This window comes from Pseudomonas sp. FW305-28 (genome assembly GCF_017351395.1).
Taxonomy (GTDB): Bacteria; Pseudomonadota; Gammaproteobacteria; order Pseudomonadales; family Pseudomonadaceae; genus Aquipseudomonas; species Aquipseudomonas fluorescens_AA.
On record NZ_JACNDD010000126.1, the window covers coordinates 1 to 19,621 of the forward strand.

The 19,621-nt window shown below is 59.6% G+C and carries 15 protein-coding genes and 1 pseudogene; 6 read left to right on the forward strand and 10 right to left on the reverse strand.

The features are described 5' to 3' along the window. Positions 1-107: 107 nt before the first annotated feature. Both pncA and J4E53_RS23520 read left to right on the forward strand, forming a co-directional pair. Complete coding sequence (pncA, locus tag J4E53_RS23515) at positions 108-761, forward strand: bifunctional nicotinamidase/pyrazinamidase (protein WP_103310361.1); 654 nt, start codon at positions 108-110, stop codon at positions 759-761. 41 nt (positions 762-802) lie between these two features. After that, positions 803-1,444, forward strand: a complete 642-nt coding sequence (locus tag J4E53_RS23520) for a DUF1345 domain-containing protein (protein ID WP_060741690.1) — start codon at positions 803-805, stop codon at positions 1,442-1,444. Between the two features lie 56 nt (positions 1,445-1,500). Here the strand turns inward: J4E53_RS23520 and J4E53_RS23525 are convergent, their stop codons facing one another. Beyond that, the gene (locus J4E53_RS23525) at positions 1,501-2,802 is read right to left on the reverse strand and encodes an ATP-binding protein (protein ID WP_060741689.1); all 1,302 of its coding nucleotides are present in this window, start codon (positions 2,800-2,802) and stop codon (positions 1,501-1,503) included. 4 nt (positions 2,803-2,806) lie between these two features. Beyond that, positions 2,807-3,508 (reverse strand): response regulator transcription factor, encoded by a 702-nt coding sequence (locus J4E53_RS23530; RefSeq protein ID WP_103310362.1) that lies wholly within the window; start codon positions 3,506-3,508, stop codon positions 2,807-2,809. Between the two features lie 430 nt (positions 3,509-3,938). On the opposite strand from J4E53_RS23530, the gene J4E53_RS23535 reads away from it, so the two are divergent. Further along, complete coding sequence (locus tag J4E53_RS23535; RefSeq protein ID WP_060741687.1) at positions 3,939-4,427, forward strand: hypothetical protein; 489 nt, start codon at positions 3,939-3,941, stop codon at positions 4,425-4,427. 134 nt (positions 4,428-4,561) lie between these two features. Here the strand turns inward: J4E53_RS23535 and J4E53_RS23540 are convergent, their stop codons facing one another. The 8 genes and pseudogenes from J4E53_RS23540 to J4E53_RS23570 form a co-directional block, all read right to left on the reverse strand. Beyond that, entirely contained in the window at positions 4,562-6,802 is a 2,241-nt protein-coding gene (locus tag J4E53_RS23540) for an autotransporter outer membrane beta-barrel domain-containing protein (RefSeq protein ID WP_060741686.1), read from the reverse strand. Positions 6,803-7,024: 222 nt separating this feature from the next. Next, entirely contained in the window at positions 7,025-9,034 is a 2,010-nt protein-coding gene (locus J4E53_RS23545) for a hypothetical protein (RefSeq protein ID WP_103310358.1), read from the reverse strand. Between the two features lie 95 nt (positions 9,035-9,129). Further along, entirely contained in the window at positions 9,130-9,933 is an 804-nt protein-coding gene (locus tag J4E53_RS23550; RefSeq protein ID WP_060741684.1) for a hypothetical protein, read from the reverse strand. Positions 9,934-10,304: 371 nt separating this feature from the next. Beyond that, positions 10,305-11,492, reverse strand: coding sequence for a pyridoxal phosphate-dependent aminotransferase (locus J4E53_RS23555; RefSeq protein WP_060741683.1), 1,188 nt, complete (start codon positions 11,490-11,492; stop codon positions 10,305-10,307). A gap of 41 nt (positions 11,493-11,533) precedes the next feature. Continuing rightward, entirely contained in the window at positions 11,534-12,397 is an 864-nt protein-coding gene (locus J4E53_RS31180) for a methyl-accepting chemotaxis protein (protein WP_371919228.1), read from the reverse strand. Next, positions 12,389-13,159, reverse strand: a pseudogene (locus tag J4E53_RS31185) (MCP four helix bundle domain-containing protein); the annotation flags it as partial. The gene J4E53_RS31180 and the pseudogene J4E53_RS31185, both read right to left, overlap by 9 nt. A 188-nt stretch (positions 13,160-13,347) precedes the next feature. Next, a complete protein-coding gene (locus J4E53_RS23565) occupies positions 13,348-14,484 on the reverse strand; it encodes a glycerate kinase (protein ID WP_060741681.1) in 1,137 nt (378 codons plus the stop codon). 284 nt (positions 14,485-14,768) lie between these two features. Beyond that, positions 14,769-15,893, reverse strand: a complete 1,125-nt coding sequence (locus tag J4E53_RS23570; RefSeq protein WP_060741680.1) for a sugar diacid recognition domain-containing protein — start codon at positions 15,891-15,893, stop codon at positions 14,769-14,771. A gap of 184 nt (positions 15,894-16,077) precedes the next feature. Between J4E53_RS23570 and J4E53_RS23575 the strand changes: the two genes are divergently transcribed. The 3 genes from J4E53_RS23575 to rarD all read left to right on the forward strand — a co-directional run. Continuing rightward, positions 16,078-17,388 carry an MFS transporter gene (locus J4E53_RS23575; protein ID WP_060741679.1) on the forward strand — a complete coding sequence of 437 codons (1,311 nt, stop codon included), beginning with the start codon at positions 16,078-16,080 and terminating at the stop codon, positions 17,386-17,388. Positions 17,389-17,588: 200 nt separating this feature from the next. Next, entirely contained in the window at positions 17,589-18,602 is a 1,014-nt protein-coding gene (locus J4E53_RS23580) for an aldo/keto reductase (RefSeq protein ID WP_103310355.1), read from the forward strand. 163 nt (positions 18,603-18,765) lie between these two features. After that, a partial coding sequence (gene rarD / locus J4E53_RS23585; RefSeq protein WP_207268194.1) for an EamA family transporter RarD occupies positions 18,766-19,621 on the forward strand: 856 nt, incomplete at its 3' end.

Here is a 19,621-nt window from a genome sequence, read left to right on the forward strand (position 1 = left end):
ATCCAGTGTGGGAGCGAGCTTGCTCGCGAAAGCGGTGGGTCAGTCTGCACACCGGCCCCGGGGCGTTCAGCTACTCTCGAAGAACCACTTCAAGGAGGATTCCACTCATGAGCGTTCCAGCCAACCGAGCCTTGACCACCGCACTCGTGGTGATCGATGTACAGAACGACTTCATCCCCGGTGGCCAACTGGCCGTGCCAGGAGGCGATGAGATCGTGCCGTTGATCAACCAGCTCGGCCAATCATTCAGGCACGTCGTCCTAGCGCAAGACTGGCACCCGGCCGGGCACGCCTCGTTTGCCTCCAGTCACCCGGGCAAGCAACCTTTCGACACCGTCCAATTGCCCTACGGCGAGCAGACACTCTGGCCCGACCACTGCCTACAGGGCAGCCACGGTGCCGCGCTGCACCCGGCACTCGGGCTTGACCATGCCAAGCTGATCATTCGCAAAGGCTGCAACCCGGACATCGACAGCTACTCGGCCTTCCTGGAAGCGGACCACCAGACCCCGACCGGTTTGACCGGCTACCTCAAGGAACGCGGCATCGACACCGTCTACCTGGTAGGCCTGGCCCTGGATTTCTGCGTGATGTTTTCGGCACTGGATGCCCGGCTGGCCGGGTTCAACGCGTTTGTGGTGCTGGACGCCTGCCGGGGCATCGACAGGGAGGGCTCGATGGAGGCGGCGATCCAGCGGATGCAGGAAGCGGGCGTGCAATTGATCGAATCCAGCGCGATAGACGGTCGCCCCTTCGCTTGATGGCCCATACTAGGCGCCTCTTTTCCGGACAGTGAGCCTCCATGCCCTTCCTCGCCCGCACTCACCCGCGCCTTTCCAGCGCCACGGTCCTTGGCCTGGCGGTGGGTATCCTGGCTCCCGTGGACTCGATCATCAGCAAGATCCTGATCGGCTGGAATGCCGGGGTCTGGACCTACCTGGTGCTGATGTTCTGGCTGACCGTGCGGGCCAAGGCGCCCGATGTGAAGCGCATCGCCGAAATCGAAGATGAAAATGCCGGGCTGGTGCTGCTGACGGTCTGCGTCGCGGCCTTGGCCAGCCTGGCGACCATCACCTTCGAGCTGGCCGGCAGCCGCGACCTGCAAGCCGCTGGCAAGCTGTTGCACTACGGCTTCACGGCAATGACCGTGATCGGTTCATGGTTGCTGATCGGAGTGATTTTCAGCGTTCACTACGCACGGCTGTATTACACCTGGGAGGGCAAGGAGCCGGCGCTGCGCTTTGCCGAAGGGCTGACCACGCCCAACTATTGGGATTTCCTGTATTTCTCTTTCACCATCGGGGTCGCGGTGCAGACGTCCGACGTGGGGGTCGCCACCCGGCAACTGCGCAAGATCGTATTGGCGCAGTCGTTGATCGGGTTTGTGTTCAACACGGCGATCCTGGGGTTTTCGATCAATATTGCGGCGGGGTTGTTTGGGTAAGGGGCCATTGGGACCGCTTCGCGCTCCAGCGGGAGCAAGCTCCCTCGCCACAGGATTCAGGGCGGTGTTGGCAGCCATAGCCTGAAACGTGCCCCGCCTAGCGGCGAGGCTTCCACCGTCAAGGTGCCGCCCTGGGCTTCCAGGGCCCGGCGGCTGATGGCCAGGCCGAGGCCGAAGCCGCCCGTGGCGCGATCGCGGCTGCGGTCCAGGCGGTAGAACGGCTCGAACACCCGCTCGCGTTCGCTGTCGGGAATGCCGATGCCGTCGTCGTCGACCCAGATCTCACAGCCTTGACCACCCACCAGCACGCCGATCTGGATGTGCTTTTCGCAATACCGCATGGCATTGCGCAGCAGGTTCTGCAACGCCCGTGCGGTCAACCGTGGGTCCAGCACAAAACGCTCCAGCGTCCCATGCAACAACACGTCGATCACCACGTCCGGCGCCGCCAGGTCCTCGTCGACGCTGCCCAGGATGCTGTCGATGAATTCGTCCAGCGCCACTTCGACCCGTTCGGGCAAGTGTTGCGGATTTTGCAATCGGCTGTAGGACAGCAGCTCCAGCACCAACTCATCCAGCTCGCGAATGTGCGCCACGAGCCCTTGCAGACGCTCGCGGCTGGGTGCCGGCAAGTCGTCGGACAGCGCCAGGGCCAGGCCGAAGTCGAGCCGCGTCAGGGGCGTGCGCAGTTCGTGGGACACGGCGTTGAGCAGATCCCGCTGTTGGTTGAGCAGGTTCTCGATGTCCCCCGCCATCGTGTCGAACACATGGGCCAGGCTGCCGATGTTCGAACTGGAGGCGATGTGCGTACGCTCCCCCAGATGACCTTTGCCGAAACGCTCGGCGGTGCGCCGCAGGCGTTCCAGGTCGCGCCAGTGAGGCCGCAACCAGAGCAACAGGCAAGCCAGCATCGTCGCGCCGATCAACACGTTGATGCTCCAGTACAACCAACTGACATCGGCCGGGTCCGGCGGCACGACCATCTTCACCGCCGTGTGCTCATCCAGCGGTGCCGCCGCCAGGGTTCGCCAGGCCCAGTCGCCGAGGCGCACCACATTCTCGCCGCGCTTGAGACGCGCCTGCTCCTCGGCGCTGAAACCGTTGTCATCGATGGCGGCCAGTTCGATGCGCAGCGGGTCGAATTCCTTGTCCATCTGCGCCGCCAGCGTCGGCCACTGTGCGCTGGGCACAGCGCGGAACTGCTTGACCAACAGGGTTTGCAGGCCCCGGGAATAATCGAGGTTGTAGGTCAGGAAACGCTCGTGGAACAGGCGGACCACCAGTTCCGGCATCAGGTAGATCGCCGCGCTGTAGGACACGATGGTGACCAGGTAGAGGCGAATCAGCAGCTTCCACATCGGCTCAGCATTCCCACTCGGAACGGCTGAACAGGTAGCCCTTGCCCCACACGGTTTTGATCTTGCGGGCTTCGTCGGCGTTGTCGTCGAACTTGCGCCGCAACTTGGAAATCGCCACGTCTACCGAACGGTCGGTGCCGTTGAATTCGATACCCCGCAGGCGTTGCAGGATCTGGTCGCGGCTCAGCACTTCGCCGGAATGCCGGGCCAACACCACCAGCAGATTGTATTCGCCGCTGGACAATTCCACCGCCTGCCCGCGCCAGGTCACCGTGCGCTCGGACAAGTCGATGCACAGGTTGCCCACCAGGATGCGGTCGTTGGCCGTCTGCGGCTCGATGAGGCTGCTGCGCCGTAACAAGGTGCGCACCCGCGCCAGCAACACCCGAGGCTCGCACGGTTTGGTGACGTAGTCGTCAGCGCCCATCTCCAGGCCCAGGACCTGGTCGTGGCTGTCGTCCCGGGCGGTGAGCATCAGGATCGGCAAGGTCGCCGAATCGGCCCGCAGCAAGCGGCAGACCTGCAAGCCGTCCAGCCCCGGCAGCATCAGGTCGAGGATCACCAGGTCCGGCGGATCGACCCGCGCCCGTTCACGCACATGATCGCCACGGCTGAGGACGCTGACCTGATAGCCGTTGCGCTCCAGGTAACTGGCGATCAGTTCAGAGAGTGCGGGGTCGTCTTCGACCAGGAGGATGTTGGGCATGGTGTTTCCAGAAAGTGCTGTGGCGCCGGCAATGCCGCAATCGCGAGCAAGCTCGCTCCCACAAGGGTCGAGGGGACGACACAAAACCACTGTGGGAGCGAGCTTGCTCGCGATGAGGGCCTGCCAGACGCAGAGAATCTCAAGCGGCCAAGGATATACGCCCTCACCCACCTACGAGCAAACCCCTTACACAATTTCACATAGACGCTACAAAGCTTTACCGATCCCCTCCATCATCCCACGACATCCTCAAGCCCGGAGATGAAGTCCCTCTGACCATCATCTCCCAGGCAATATTTTAGAAACACATTTTTTTCAGCCTGTAAACTGTCATGGGTGACAGTTTACAGAACAAACTATCAGCGCTTTGATACGTCATCCCGGAACTCTCGCCAGGATACCTTTCGTCACGACAGTGGAGAGCGTATTGATGAACGCGATCAGAAACACACAAAAATTCGGCACCTGCACAGGAACGATAAACAGTGAAACATTCAACGCTGGCTTGGTAGAACTTACCTACAAAACCTTCCCGCCAGAACATGGAGAGGCTCGTGTGTTATTTGCCCGGCAGCGCGGACCGGCACCTGGCTATATCACGAAGGAAATCAATCTGTCGTTCAGCCGCAGATTACCCAATGCGGTCTACTCCTTGAGTCCGGACTCCGATGCCGTACGGTTGAACTTCGTTGATAACAGCGATCCGTCAAAACCGATTTTGTATACACAAGTAAGTGGCGACGCAGATCTTGCATTCAATCTGATCACTGAGACCTTTTTAGGCACACTGACAAACGCCGTCGTCGAGTATGAAGACGAGAACGAAGAAAAAACGACATTAACTATCAATCTGACCTTTAATGCAAAAGTTGACCGTTCACTTGCACTCAAGGCTTATCGTGGTACTCAAGCGGCCTGACGCCCGCCTTTTTTCGCCCTTTCGTGCCCAACAGCAAACGCCCCGAACCTATCGGGGCGTTTGTCTGGGCGGCCTTAGGTGCGTCCTCACACAACCTTCCTGGCTTTCGCGATATTCATTCGGGTCGCAAGCTTTTAGAACCCGTATCGAACACCGAAGTTTGCACCAATGGGGCGTTCGATATGCTCACCTTTGCTGTAATCAAGATCGACGTGCATCTGCAGTCGATCCGTGAGCGCTACAGCAACACCGGCAGCCAGTTCACCCCGAGACCCTGACAGATCGTTATTAAAGACATTATTGTTAACACTGACCTCATTATTCTTGACGAACTCATGAGCCAACCCGACACGTACATAAGGTTGTACCTGCATGTCGTTTTCCAACGTGTAGTTGCGCCCCACGGTCATTCCCGCCTCACCCAGCAATGAACGGGTGCGATCACCATCGGCACGCATACCGTTGTCCAAGGAAAAGTTTTTACCCTGAATGACCACGGCTGACCATTTAGTGTAGGGCTCGATGAAATAATCATCGTCAAGCTTGATGTGCCGACCGACCTCGACAGACCCACCCAAGCCGGTATTGTCATAGTCACCTTTTGCTCTGCGACCATCGCTCAAACCGACCTTGGCGTCATTCTGGAAGTGGTTGAACTTAACCACACCGTCGAAATAGTAACCGCTTTCGGCATCGATCCAAGTGGCGTAAGTGCCCAAGTAATTGCTGTTGACCGTGCCCGAGGTGCCCCCGGTAAGGTCCAGGTCGGATTTGCTATGCCCGGCCATCACGCCCACCAACCATTGGCCGTCACCAAATGGTAGCGGCGCATCGGCACCGAGGGTGAAACCTTGCTGAGTTTGTTTATACCCAACACCCGAAGCATCGGCCACATTGTACTTGTTGCCATAGACGCGGCCCCAGGAGCCCGCCTCAGCACCGTTGAAACGCAGTTCCCCCATGCGTGTACGTAGCGACGTAAGCTCGCCATACCATACCGTTGGCGCCGTGTTGAACAACGCCAGAATTGAACGCGTACCCGGGCTGACCGTACGGGTGCTCGGATCCAGAATCCAGTCATTGCCGCTTTTTGCCAGACCGTATGAAAAGGTTCCGAAATCCACGTCCCTGTCCATATAGAACTGCGCATCACCACCCGCGGTTTGCACCACCCGAATGGCTTCACCCATCTCGACCGGATCCACGCCACTGCTACTGATCAGTAACTCATGTCGACCACTGGCATTGCCCGTCACGTTCAACAGATCGGTCTGGCCGGTAACGAAGTCCGTACCCAACTCGAACCGACCGTTCCCGGAAAGCTCATTCACATCCAATTGATAAAAACTGCTATCGGAACCGAAACGAACCGTTCCGCCATTTAGGGCCAACGTCTCGACTTGACTATCACCAGCCAACTCCCAGAGACCGGTCTCATTTATGGTCATGCTGGAGACATTTTCCAGGCGACCGGTCAACACCGAGTTGTTCTGCAAGGTGACATCGAGCGTGCTGCCGGCTTCATTAACGAGATTGCCGGTCAATACGCTGTTGTTGACCTCCATAGAGGCGTTGGCTCCCCCGCGGACATCCAGCAAGGTGTCGTTACCGGCCACAAGTTGTGAGTTGTTAAGGGTGATGGTCGCTTTAGAGGTGCCTGCGTTGGCGAAGTCAACCACAATGGCCGAGCCGGTCTGGCCTTGGACGGTTGTATTGTCCAGCGTCAGGTCCACCGGTCGAATCGCGCTCGAGTCGAGCCCAAGGATAATGCCATCTTGTCCACCGATTATCGTGCTGTTGGTGGCCATGGCTTGAGCACTGAGCAGTCTCACCCCGTAACTGGTAGCCCCGGTACCCTGAACCGTCGAATTGTTGACGTCCAGGCTGCTGTACCCACTCACCAGCGCCCCACCTGTCACGCCAGTGATCGTACTTCCATTCACAGTCGCAGTGGATCCTGTCGACGTGCTCACTTCACGCACGACCTGCAACCCGACGCGATTGCCAGTAATGGTGCTGTTTTCGATATTGGCCTCACTGTTGCTCAACAGGACAGCCGCCAAACCGCCAACCCCCGTAACGGTCGCGCCACTCAAGTTGACCTTGGATCCATTTCCGGCATTGATCTGTTGGGTGGTACCGGCATTGACGTTGAGTGTCGAACCGTCTGCATTGATGAACAGCGTCTGTGCACCGTTGACATTCAATGTAGCGTTCGAAGTGAGGTCCCAACGCTCAGGAGTGCCACCGGTAATGGTCTCCGTACCGCCCACAATGGGCGCAGCAGCAATCTGGCTGGAAAATACCAGTAGAGGTGAACATAGGAGAACAAAACGGAAAGGCGTGTTCGAAATGAATGAAAACTTGCTTCGCATAGTAGACACCTGCTTGAAGAACTGAATGGCTGTCACTCGCGGATTGGAACGCCGGCCAAATGAGGGGCGCTAGGCTAGCGTGCAACTATGCAAATCGATGTAGGAATAATCTGATTTTTGGCGTTGAAAAATCCCATGAGGAAATGGTTTCTCCATAACAAACCAGACGTCATAGCGAGCGGCGAAAACAGCTTCGCCACTCGCTTTCGAACCGCCACTCCGTTATGGCCCTGGGTTAACATCTTCGCAATACTGCGCTTCACTGTTGGTCACCAACACATAATGTTCGGCTTCCGCTGACGGTGGCGTTGGCGTCGTGCCTGTTCGCGTAATGGTATAACTGAGGCGACCGTTGCCACGATTAGCCGGCTTGAAGTGCGTCTCGTAAGTACCTATCTCGATGACCTCTCCCGCATCGGGAAACGTACCGCTGATATTAAGATCCACCGTAGTTCCCGTGCCTGGAATAAGGATTGGGGGGATCTCATTGGTATAGGCGGCCCATGACAAAGTGACAGTTTCTCCGTCAACCGTGTAAGAGCTTTTCGGAATGCGCACCTGCAAGTTACGTCGTGGGGTGCCATCACCGGAAGCCCCAAAGTTCAAAGTGGAACAACCGATCCGTTTAAGGGGTCCAGCCAAGTTCAACACCTCCGGCATAGGCGTCTGAATAGGAAACTCTTCTACCTGGACATCTTTAGGGAGAGAACCCATCGGGTTAGGGTTGGTCGCGGTATAGAGCGACCATCGCAGCACCTTCGTTCCGCTCCCCTGGTCAAGAATCGTTTGCCATGGCAACGCTGGTGTAAGCTGGGTACCTTCTTGTCCATTGGTCAAACGGATAGTGTCGCCTACTTTGACGTCATCATAGAATACATCAATCAACCATCCTTCTTGGGTCGGAGGCGCGGAAAACAGATCAATTTTAATCGTTGCCGGATCACCGAAATCCGACTCTAAAACCTCATCAATAGAGCCTTTAAGGGTTTCTAAAGTAGGAGCAGTCATCCTCGGATTTATTGGGCTGGGCTCATCCGGATTTTCCGGACCAACATAAAAAATATTAACCTTGATATCCACATCACTCCCACCCTTAGGAGTCCCCCTGAACATCTGGTAACTGATATTTGTCAGTTCATCTCCGTCCGTATCGCCATAAACCCGTTTGATAATTTCGAAATCAACGTTCCTCCAAGTCAACTTTCCATCAACACTTTCCTGCACCCTTTTTTCGCCAAGTGGCTCACTGCCCCAATAAGCCATAACAGTGTCCGTAGGTACGTTCGGCGTGGGCACCTCGACAATGATATCGACCCCTTCATTACAGTCGCGCAAATCAATTAAATCATCGCCATCCTCGCCGTTGGCCAGTGGCACCACCGGTGCTGGAAAAACCGTCGGATCGGGGATACGTTTGATCTCACGATAGCTGGGATCGGAGGGTTTGCTGATATTACCTGCAAGGTCCGTCACTACATATCGAAGTGTATTGACGCCCTCATCGGACTCTACAAACACCCTGATGGGCACGAGAACTTCATATGAGGATGGTAGCGGCCCCTCATAGGCGGGTTCGTCGCGATTAACGTCCGGTGCCACACCCCAGAAAACCTTGATTGTATCCGTCGCATGATAGTTGTAACTTCCAACTTTGATCGTGATGCCGTTCGGATTATTGCCAATATAGGCTTCATCAATCGGATCATTCGGCCCCAGATCCGCAGGAAATGCAGCAGCCTGGGGGGACCGGTTCGATGGCGGCTCCTTGACTCTATAAGGAGGAGTACGGTCAATGGCGTACGTCGTAATATCCGACAACCCCTCATTAGTCCCGCCATACCAATAAATATACTGAACTTCATATTCAGTGGGTGTTTCTGGAACCCTGTCTTCTGTCAAGTATTCCATGGGCATAAAGCGCGACAATGGCCACTCCCGATCCGCAATAGCTCCTAACTCAAGAAACTCTTCAATATCCTGCCAACCTGCCTCACCTTTTTTGCGGATTTTGAACTCGATCAGATCATCTGGGTCCTCAGGCTCGGAGGGTCGAGGAATGGTGTACCGTAGTGGCGCGTCGAGCGCCGCCACCGGAATTCTCAAGTCGTTCGGAAGTGTTTGTGCCGTAATGGTGACAGCCGGAGGGTTTGCAAGTGGCCCACCGGATTTCCCATACTTTTTTTCAAGCACTGCTCTTCTGGACAGTTCGGCTTGTTTAAATATCGAGTTCATTTAGCGTCTCCATTTCTTCACAATCATTGCGACACGATGCCAAGAAGGATGTACTTCTGCAGCCTCCCGATCAAATACCTGTTTTTTTACCCCATTCAAGGACCACACGGAAGTTCCTGCCCCGCTCGAATCCTATCTATTTTCACCAACGCCAGCTCCGAAGAGCCAACCAGTTTCGTACCGCGATAAACACGATAGGTGACGGTAGCAGAGGAGCTCCGCTCCATTGGCTTTATATGAACATCATAGGGCAAGATAACTATTTCGTAGCCTTCGAGAATATCCTGCTCACTTAAAGCAGGGCGAATAACGGTCTTTCTTGCACTGATGACTTCTGGACCGCTGTCATTCAGACTTAAAAACCCCCGCCAGAATACTTCGCAGCGATCCCCAACGAGAAATCCGGTTAACGGTGGAATCTTGACTGTGACGCCCTCCCATAACGGAGGCACCGTGTCACAATTCAGATAACCCCAAGGGGTGGCGTGTACAAATACAGCTTTCAGAAGATCATCAGGGACAGGTACATGATCGATAGTCAGTAATCGCTTGTATGACTCGGCTGGATTATCAGCCGTATCGAGAAGTTCATACCACAACTGGCCTACACCATCATGCGTCAGATACTCCGGGCCAATAGGTATAAGGAACTCAGGTTTCATATCCGCCGGCTCATAGACATTTACTATCTCCACCGGAGCTTGTCCGACTTGTTCAAAACGGACAGTCAAAATATCCCTTTCTCCTGGTTCCTCTGCATGCTGAGGCCATAAAGGAACGACGACCTCAATTCCCGTCAGTAATAAGTCAGGTGGAATATGTCCCTCAGGATCGACATCCGGATCAGCAACGCCCACCACCTTGGGTGTCTCGAATATCAGCGGTTGATTGGGCGCCATAGGTAAGTCCACTGTTCATGTTCATTTTTCTACTGAAGCGATTTAACGCCGAGGCGGATGCGGTGACTACTGTCAGGTCTGACAGGTCTCAATACCGTTTATCGGAATGCGCTGCTCTCGAAAAAACAACCATGCATGCCCATACGCCATGCAGGACGTGAACTGACAGACTGTCTATTCGAAGGGTTATCACTAAAGGCTGAAGCGCTTGCGTAACACTGATGACCCAGATACCGAACCGAGCATCTGGTTTAATCAGGGGACAATCGCTGAGGTTACGATGGACTAATGGCCTATCGCGAACAGATCGCTCTCACACAGGATATGTATCGCAATGCCCGCCGAGGTCCGACCATCCGATGACCAATTCTTCAAACCTGCCGTACCCGCAACAGGTCTGCTGCACACAACACAATTCGCCGGCACGCATCCGCCAACTTCACCTGATCGACCACCAACCCGATCCGAATATGCCCCGCCGCACTCGGCCCGAACGCCTCGCCAGCCAGTACCGACACGCCATACCCATCCAACAGCCGCTCGGCAAACACCTGGGCGTCGAGGCCGGTCTGGCGCACGTCGACCATCACGAACATGCCGCCGTCGGGCCGCACCGGCTTGAGGCCCGGGCAGTCATCGAGCATGGCGCAGACCAGGTCGCGGCGCTGGCGATATTCCTCGTGCATCTGCGCCACCTCAGGCAGAGCCTGCTCCAGCGCGACTTGGGCGGCGCGTTGCACGAAATCCGGCAAGCCGAACAGCATGCACAGCGACAGGTTCGCCAAGTGCCCGGCCAACGCCTGCGGCCCGATGACCCAACCGATGCGCCAGCCCGTCATGGCGTGGGATTTGGACAGGCTGTTGATGGTCGCGGTGCGCTCGGCCATGCCCGGCAGGCTGGCCGGGCTGATGTGTTCGCCTTCGTAGATCAGGTCGCTGTAGACCTCGTCACTGATCAGCCACAGGTCATGTTCGATGCACAACCGCGCCAAGGCTTGCCAGGTGGACATCGGCAGGCTGGCGCCGGACGGGTTGTTCGGGCTGTTGAGCAGCATCGCCCGGGTACGCGGGGTAATCAGGCGGGCAACGTCCGCCGGTTCGACCCGAAAACCATTCTCCGGGCGGACCGCCACCGGCACCACTTTTGCCCCGCAGGCACCGAACACCGCTTCGTAGGTGACATACATCGGCTCTGCGACGATGACTTCGTCGCCTGCGTTGAGCAGGCATTGCGCGACCGCGTACACCGCGCATTGCGCCCCCGGCAGCACAACCACATGTTCGGCGCCTACGCCTAGGCCGCAGCGCAGGCGGTGACGCCGGGCAATGCTGGAACGCAGGGTGTGCAGGCCGCGAATGTCCGAATAATGAGTGTCGCCAGCCCGCAGGCTGCCCACCGCCGCATCGACGATGGCCCGTGGCGTGTCAAAGTCCGGGTCGCCCACCGACAACAGCAACACGTCCATGCCCTGTTCGCGCATGGCCAGCGCCCGGTCGTGAATATCCCAGGCAGCGGCACCGTCGCCGGTGATGCGTTGGGTCAAGGCTGAAAAGCGCATGTACGTCTCCTGGTTGCGCGATGTCCAGCCTCAACCCTATCTCAAATCACAAACCGCGCCACCATCGCATTCAAACCCACCGCCAGGCGCGACAGTTCATGAGTGGCGTCGCTGGTCTGTTTCGCGCCGCTGGCCGATTGCGTAGCCAGGTCGCGGATGTTCACCAGGTTGCGGTCCACTTCGCGGGAGACCTGGGCCTGTTCTTCCGAGGCGCTGGCAATGACCAGGTTGCGTTCGTTGATCTGGTGGATCGACTGGGTGATCTGCTCCAGGGCCACGCCGGCGGCCCGGGCCATCTCCAGAGTGCTTTGGGTGCGCTGGTTGCTCTGCTGCATCGATTGCACGGCCTGGCCGGTACCGTTCTGGATGCCGGCGACCATTTTTTCGATTTCCTGGGTCGATTGGGCAGTGCGATGGGCCAGGGCCCGGACTTCATCGGCTACCACTGCGAAACCGCGTCCGGCTTCCCCGGCACGGGCGGCTTCGATGGCCGCGTTGAGCGCCAGCAGGTTGGTCTGTTCGGCGATGGCGCGGATCACGTCCAGCACCTTGCCAATGTCCCGGCCCTGGACCGCCAGGCCTTCGATCATCGAAGCGGTGGCTTGCACGTCGTGGGTCATGGTCTGGATCGCATCGACGGTTTCCACCACCCGCGAGCGCCCTTCCTGGGCAGCCTGGGTCGACTGGTTCGAAGCTTCGGAAGTGGACACCGCGTTGCGGGCGACCTCCTCGACGGCGGCGGTCATCTCATTGACGGCAGTGGCGGCCTGCTCGATTTCATTGTGTTGCTGTTGCAGGCCGCGGGAGGATTCCTGGGTGACCGCGCTCAGCTCTTCGGCCGCCGCGCCCAATTGGCTGGCGGAGCCGGCGATCTGCTCGATGGTCTGGCGCAGGCTGCCCTGCATCGCGGCCAAGGCCTGGAGCAAGCGACCGGGTTCATCCTTGCCATCAACCGCTATGACCTGGACCAGGTTGCCGCTGGCAATGATCCGGGCGGCCTCCAAGGCCCGGTTGAGTGGCGCGACGATGCTGCGGGTCAGCAGCAAGGCCAACACGACCGTGGCCAGCGCGGCAATGAGCGAGACGACGATGATGCCGGTGATGGCGCTGTTGTAATGCTCGCCGGCCAGGGCCGATGCCTCACCGGCACTGGCTATGTTGAGGGCAATGAGCTTATTGAGCTGCTCGCCCATCAGGTCGGTGCCTTCCTTGATCCGCGTATTGATGTGGGTACGCAGTTCGTCAGCCTTGTTCTGGCGCGACAACTCGAGCATTTCTTTCTGGGCTTGCAGATATTTGTCGAGGGTCGCCGAAAAGACTTTGTACAGCTCAGCCTCTTGCGGCGAGGCCGGCAACGCGGCGTAGCTGCTATTGGCCTTGTTCAGTTTTTCCACCAGCACACCGATGCGGCCCTCGGCCTCTGCCAGACTGGCCGGGTCGCGGTTGACCAGGATCCGGAACGAAAGAATGCGCATGCGCAACACGCTTTCCAGCACGTTGGCCAGGTAGCCGACGCTGGGCACTTGGGTCTGCTCCATGTCCAGCGAAGCCTGGCGGATGACTGACATGCGATTGGCGGCGAATAAGCCGAGGACAACGACGAGCAACGCGATGACGGTGAAGCCCAGAAAAGCCCGGGGAGCGATATTCAAGCTGCGTAGAGACATGGGAAGACCTCGTTGTGATGGGGTCGAGCATCCATGCCGCCAGCGTACGGGTTGGAATAATTGTGGGTACGCCTGAGGTCGTTATCGGCCAGGCTCCAGGCTTTTTGCAGGGGGATGTAAAAAAATATTTCACGAGGCTTCTGTGGCGAAGGAGCTTGCTCCCTCGCCAGGTGTAATGCGCGACCGCTTTATCGGCGCGCCACCCGCCACAACCGGGCGATGTCCTGGGCGCGCTCGCTCAGCAGGCGCGGCGCGTCGACGCAGGCTTCTTGCAGGGTCATCGGCCCGCTGGCCAGGGCGAAGGCGGCGTCGATGCCGTGTTCATACAGCGCCTGGTAGCCCTCCCCCAGCGTACCGGCGATGACCAGCACCGGTACGCCCTGCTGGCGGGCGATGCGGGCCACGCCGAAGGGGGTCTTGCCGCGCAGGGTCTGGGCGTCGAAACGGCCTTCGCCGGTGATCACCAGGTCGGCGCCCTCGATCGCATCGGCCAGCCCGGTCAATTGGGCGACGACGTCCACGCCGGTCCGGAACTGCGCCCCCAAAAAAGCCTTGGCCGCGAAACCCAGGCCGCCAGCGGCACCGCTGCCCGGTTCGTCGCGCACATCCTTGTTCAATGCCTGGGCGCACTGTTCGGCGAAATGCCCCAGGGCCCGGTCCAGTGCCTGCACTTGAGAGGCCGAGGCGCCCTTCTGCGGACCGAAGACGGCGGATGCGCCATGGGGTCCGCACAGCGGGTTATCGACGTCGGCGGCGATCTCGAAACTGACGTGGGCCAGGCGGGGGTCAAGTTCGCTCAGGTCGATGCGCGCCAGGTTCGCCAAAGCCAGTCCGCCGGGAGGAAGGGGTTGGCCCTGGTCATCCAGCAATGCCACGCCCAAGGCCTGCAGCGCACCGGCGCCGGCGTCGTTGGTGGCACTGCCGCCAATCGCCAGGATCACCCGTTCGGCGCCTTCATCGAGGGCCGCGCGAATCAGCTCGCCGGTGCCGTAGGTGCTGCTGGCACAGGCATCGCGCTGCCCCGGCGCTACCAATTGCAAACCACTGGCCTCGGCCATCTCGATGATCGCGGTGCGGCTCTCGGCCAACCAGCCCCAGCGGGCCTCGACGACGACACCCAACGGACCACGAACCCGGGTGTGGCGCCACTGACCGTTGCAGGCTGCCAGCACCGACTCCACCGTCCCCTCCCCGCCGTCGGCCATCGGGCACTTGATCAACTGCGCATCCGGCCAGACCTGGGCCAGCCCCTGGGCGATGGCATCGGCGACGCCCTGGGCGCTGAGGCTGTCCTTGAACGAGTCGGGGGCGATGATTATTTTCATATTATTCTCCGGTTCCGATGCACAGCATGCTGCCAGTTGACCGCAGGCCTGACGCCGGTCCACCGCACAAAAGACACCGCGCATTATTGTTCAATTTCACAAATACCGGTTTTCCAGGAAGATTCAGGTTGAAGCTGCCGGCCTCATCGCGAGCAGGCTCGCTCCCACAGAAGTAGGGCCGCAGATCAAACTGTGGGAGCGAGCTTGCTCGCGATAGCGGTGTGTCAGCTTGCATAGGTATTGGATGTGCCACCGTCATCGCGAGCAAGCTCGCTCCCACAGGGTTACAGCGGTGTGCTTTCGGTCTGGGGCAACAGTTGCACCCCCAGGTACAATGCCAGCATCCCGTCCAGTCGCAACGGATCCACGCCGCTGAGTTCGGCGATGCGTTCCATGCGGTAGCGCAGGCTGTTGCGGTGGATGCCCAGGGCTTCGGCGCAGGCTTGGCTCTGGCCGTCGTGCTCGCACCAACTGCGCAAGGTGGCGAGCAACTGGCCGTTGCTGTCCTTGGCGATGACCTTGCGCAAAGGGCTCAGCAATTCATCCAGGGCGTCGTCGCTGCGATGGCGCCAGAGCATCACCGGCAGGCGATAACGCGCAAGCGTCAGCAGGCGCGACTGCGGCAACACATCGCGCCCGTAGGCCAACAGGTCCCCGACTCGCCGGTAACAACGACGCAGGCCCGCGAGCCCTTCGGCCTGGCCGCCCACCGCCACGCGCAGAATGCTCCAGCCCAACCCGTCGAGCTTGGCCAGCAGCCGTTCGTTCTCCACCGAGGCGGTCACCGGCCGGCACCAGAGCAAGGAAGATTTGGACGACGTCAGGCACCAACTGTCCGGGTAGCGCGACATCAGCCAGGCGCTCAATGTCTCGACGGTCTGGCCCGGTCCATGCTCCAGGCCCAGCTCGAACAGGTACGGCACCCGCGACAATTGTGGCTTGAGCCCCATTTGCCGGGCTTCGTCCAGCAGTCGCGGCGAATCCCCGGCGTCCCCCAGCAGCAACGCCAACAAGTCATCGCAACGCTGGCGGCGCCATTGCTGCTCGGCCTGTTGGTTGCGCTGGCCCACCAGCATCTCGGCGGTCATGCGCACCAGTTCGGCATAGGTACGCAGTTGCGCAGGCTCGCCGGTGATGCCCAGGACGCCGATCAGCCGTTGATCGAGCATCAACGGCAAGTTGATCCCCGGCTGCACGCCCTTGAGGTGCATCGCGGTATGCTCGTCGATTTCCACCACCCGCCCGTTGGCCAGGACCAGTTGCGCGCCTTCGTGGCGGGTATTGACCCGCTCGCGCTCGCCGCTGCCGAGAATCAACCCCTGATTGTCCATGACATTGACGTTGTACGGCAGGATCGCCATCGCCCGGTCGACGATGTCCTGCGCCAGGTCGTGATCGAGTTCGAACATGGGCGGTGTTCCTTGCAGGCGGCGTGGATTGTTGTTTCAGGCATGGGTTTGGTCAGGCGCACAGGGTCTGCCTCCAAACCCTGTGCCCAGGCACAAAGACACGGGCCCTTGGGCTGGCCGAGACTCAAGGGGCGGTCAACGTTACCCCTTGGCTCGCAAAAATCATAATAAAGAGAGACCCGCCATGTCCCAGAGCGCAACGGCCCTCCTGGCTACCCCCGACGAAAAAAATACCGTCTACAAGCGCATCACCCTGCGCTTGATCCCGTTCATTTTCATCTGCTACCTGTTCAACTACCTCGACCGGGTCAACGTTGGCTTCGCCAAGTTGCAGATGCTCGATGCCTTGAAATTCAGTGAAACCGTGTACGGCCTCGGTGCCGGGATCTTCTTCATCGGCTACGTGCTGTGTGGCGTGCCAAGCAACCTGGCCCTGACCCGGTTCGGCCCCCGGCGCTGGATCGCATTGATGATGATCACCTGGGGCACGCTGTCGACCTGCCTGCTGTTCGTCACCACCCCCACCGAGTTCTATACCTTGCGGCTGTTTACCGGCGCCGCTGAAGCCGGGTTCTTTCCTGGCGTGGTGCTGTACCTCTCGCAATGGTTCCCGACGTTCCGCCGCGGTCGGATCATGGCCTTGTTCATGTCGGCCATCCCGGTGTCCGGCCTGCTGGGCAGCCCGTTTTCCGGGTGGATCCTCAACCACTTCGCCGCGGGCCAGGGCGGCCTGGCGGGTTGGCAGTGGATGTTCCTGCTGCAAGGCATCCCGACGGTGATCCTCGGCGCTCTGGCGTTCTTCCTGCTCAGCGACACCTTCGCCAACGCCAAATGGCTGACCGCCGAGGAACGCGCCGTGCTCACCGCCGACCATGCCGAAGACCTGGCCAACAAGCCAAAAAGCACCACCGACTCGTTGCTCGCGGTGTTCAAGAACCCGGCGATCTGGGCCTTCGGCCTGGTGTACTTCTGCATCCAGAGCGGCGTCTATGCGATCAACTTCTGGCTGCCGTCGATCATCAAGAACCTGGGTTTCAGCGATAACCTGGTGATTGGCTGGCTGAGTGCGATTCCTTACCTGCTGGCAGCGGTGTTCATGTTGCTGGTGGGCCGCTCGGCGGACTTGCACAAGGAGCGTCGCTGGCACTTGGTGGTGCCGATGCTGATGGGTGCGGTCGGGCTGCTGATCGCCGTCAACTTCGCCACCACCCCGGCCATCGCCATCATCGGCCTGTCCATCGCCACCATGGGTGCCCTCACCGGCCTGCCGATGTTCTGGCCAGTGCCCACCGCCCTGCTCAGCGCCGGAGCCGCCGCCGGTGGCTTGGCCTTGATCAATTCCATGGGCCAGATGGCCGGTTTCCTCAGCCCGTATCTGGTGGGTTGGGTCAAGGACACCACCGGCTCGACCGACGCGGCGCTGTACCTGCTCGCCGGGGTGATCGTGTGTGGCAGCCTGCTGGCGCTGCGCATGACCCGCACCCTGCGCACCTGAGGCGAGCTTGTGGGAGCAAGGCTTGCCCGCGATGCAGGCACCTGGGTCTACCGTGATACCGAGGCGTCTGTATCGCGGGCAAGCCTTGCTCCCACAGAAGCTCATTCCCACAGGATTGGCAGTGTTTGAGAATTCTGTTTGATCCGTGCGGTGGTTCTGGGGTTTGATTGAGCCTTTCCCATGGATGAAAGGATCTTGTCATGAGCTACCGCACGCTAGGCCATTCCGGGTTGCAAGTCTCGACGCTGACCCTGGGCACGATGATGTTCGGCGAACAGACCAGCACCGAGGATTCGCTGCGGATCATCGACAAGGCCTGGGACCAGGGCATCAATTTCATCGACACCGCGGACGTCTACACCAACGGTCGCTCCGAGGAAATCGTCGGCGAGGCGATCGCCCGTCACCGCCACGAATGGGTGCTGGCCACCAAGGTCGGCTTCGGCCCGCCGGACGGCGTGCCCAACCGCAGCGGCCTGAGCCGCAAGCACCTGTTCAATGGCATCGAGGCCAGCCTGACGCGCCTGGGCACCGATTACCTGGACATCTATTACCTGCACCGCGAAGATCACAACACCCCGCTGCACGTCACCGTGTCGGCCATCGGCGACTTGATTCGCCAGGGCAAGATCCGTTATTGGGGCCTGTCGAACTACCGTGGCTGGCGCATCGCCGAAGTGATCCGGATCGCCGACAGCCTGGGCATCGACCGACCGGTGATCAGCCAACCGCTGTACAACATCGTCAACCGCCAGGCGGAAACCGAGCAGATCACCGCCGCGCAGAACTACGGCCTCGGCGTGGTGCCGTTCAGCCCACTGGCCCGCGGCGTGCTCAGCGGCAAGTACGCGCCGGATGTGGCACCGGACGCCAATAGCCGTGCCGGCCGCCAGGACAAACGCATCCTGGAAACCGAATGGCGGGTCGAGTCCCTGCGCATTGCCCAGCAGATCCTGCAATACACCCAGGGCCGGGGCGTGGGTATCGTCGAGTTCGCCATCGCCTGGGTGCTGAACAACAGCGCCGTGACTTCGGCCATCGTCGGGCCGCGCACCGAGGAGCAGTGGGATTCGTACACCAAGGCACAGGCCGTGAAGATCAGCGCGGAAGATGAAGCCTTCATCGATTCGCTGGTGACGCCGGGGCATGCGTCGACGCCGGGGTTCAATGATGTGAGTCATTTCGTGCCGGGGCGAGTGCCGCGTACGTCATAATCATTCATAGAACAAGAACGTGGCGAGGGAGCTTGCTCCCGCTGGGCCGCGCAGCGGACCCTTCAGTTGCGGCCGCTTCGCAGCCGAGCGGGAGCAAGCTCCCTCGCCACAACTACCCTCCTCACCACAACGGTGTTCCTGCCCATCAAAATAAGAGGCCTAAGTGTCCAAAGGCATCGCTCTATCGGTCTCGGCCTCTGCGCTGTTCGCCGTCATGTACTACTACACCTCGTTGCTCTCACCCCTGAGCGGCGTGGAGATCTTCGGTTGGCGCATGCTGCTGACGATGCCATGCATGACCGCCTTCCTGCTGGTGACGCGGGACTGGCACCTGGTCACGGCGCTGATCCAACGCCTGGTTGCCACGCCACGGCTATTGATCGCGGCAATCGTCTCTTCGGTGCTGATGGGTGCGCAGCTGTGGCTGTTCATGTGGGCGCCGCTCAATGGCTACAGCCTGGACGTGTCGCTGGGGTACTTCCTGTTGCCGCTGTCGATGGTCCTGACCGGGCGCATCGTCTATGGCGAGCGCCTGTCCTACCTGCAGAAAGTCGCCGTGTTCTTCGCCACCCTTGGCGTGTTCAACGAGTTGTACCGGGTGGGCGGTTTTTCCTGGGCAACCTTGCTGGTGGTGATCGGCTACCCGATCTATTTCATCCTGCGCAAACGCATCAAGACCGACAACCTCGGCGGGCTCTGGCTGGACATGACCCTGATGCTGCCCGTGGCGCTGTGGTTCGTGCAAAGCGGTGAACAGGGTTTCAACGTGTTCGATCAATACCCGCGGCTGTCGCTGCTGATCCCGTTGCTCGGGGTGATCAGCGTCAGCGCGCTGGTGTCTTATATCGTCGCCAGCCGGCTGCTGCCGTTCAGCCTGTTCGGCTTGTTGAGTTACGTCGAACCCGTCTTGCTGCTGGGCGTTGCGCTGCTGTTGGGCGAAAGCATCAAGGCCGGTGAATGGCTGACCTACATCCCCATCTGGATGGCCGTGGCGGTGTTGGTGTTCGAAGGCTTCAAGC

Excerpts from the sequence above, each read along its gene's own strand:
- pncA (WP_103310361.1), top strand. The coding sequence starts at position 108 with ATGAGCGTTCCAGCCAACCGAGCCTTGACCACCGCACTCGTGGTGATC.
- J4E53_RS23520 (WP_060741690.1), top strand. The coding sequence starts at position 803 with ATGCCCTTCCTCGCCCGCACTCACCCGCGCCTTTCCAGCGCCACGGTC.
- J4E53_RS23525 (WP_060741689.1), bottom strand. The coding sequence starts at position 2,802 with ATGTGGAAGCTGCTGATTCGCCTCTACCTGGTCACCATCGTGTCCTAC.
- J4E53_RS23530 (WP_103310362.1), bottom strand. The coding sequence starts at position 3,508 with ATGCCCAACATCCTCCTGGTCGAAGACGACCCCGCACTCTCTGAACTG.
- J4E53_RS23535 (WP_060741687.1), top strand. The coding sequence starts at position 3,939 with ATGAACGCGATCAGAAACACACAAAAATTCGGCACCTGCACAGGAACG.
- J4E53_RS23540 (WP_060741686.1), bottom strand. The coding sequence starts at position 6,802 with ATGCGAAGCAAGTTTTCATTCATTTCGAACACGCCTTTCCGTTTTGTT.
- J4E53_RS23545 (WP_103310358.1), bottom strand. The coding sequence starts at position 9,034 with ATGAACTCGATATTTAAACAAGCCGAACTGTCCAGAAGAGCAGTGCTT.
- J4E53_RS23550 (WP_060741684.1), bottom strand. The coding sequence starts at position 9,933 with ATGGCGCCCAATCAACCGCTGATATTCGAGACACCCAAGGTGGTGGGC.
- J4E53_RS23555 (WP_060741683.1), bottom strand. The coding sequence starts at position 11,492 with ATGCGCTTTTCAGCCTTGACCCAACGCATCACCGGCGACGGTGCCGCT.
- J4E53_RS31180 (WP_371919228.1), bottom strand. The coding sequence starts at position 12,397 with ATGCAGGGCAGCCTGCGCCAGACCATCGAGCAGATCGCCGGCTCCGCC.
- J4E53_RS23565 (WP_060741681.1), bottom strand. The coding sequence starts at position 14,484 with ATGAAAATAATCATCGCCCCCGACTCGTTCAAGGACAGCCTCAGCGCC.
- J4E53_RS23570 (WP_060741680.1), bottom strand. The coding sequence starts at position 15,893 with ATGTTCGAACTCGATCACGACCTGGCGCAGGACATCGTCGACCGGGCG.
- J4E53_RS23575 (WP_060741679.1), top strand. The coding sequence starts at position 16,078 with ATGTCCCAGAGCGCAACGGCCCTCCTGGCTACCCCCGACGAAAAAAAT.
- J4E53_RS23580 (WP_103310355.1), top strand. The coding sequence starts at position 17,589 with ATGAGCTACCGCACGCTAGGCCATTCCGGGTTGCAAGTCTCGACGCTG.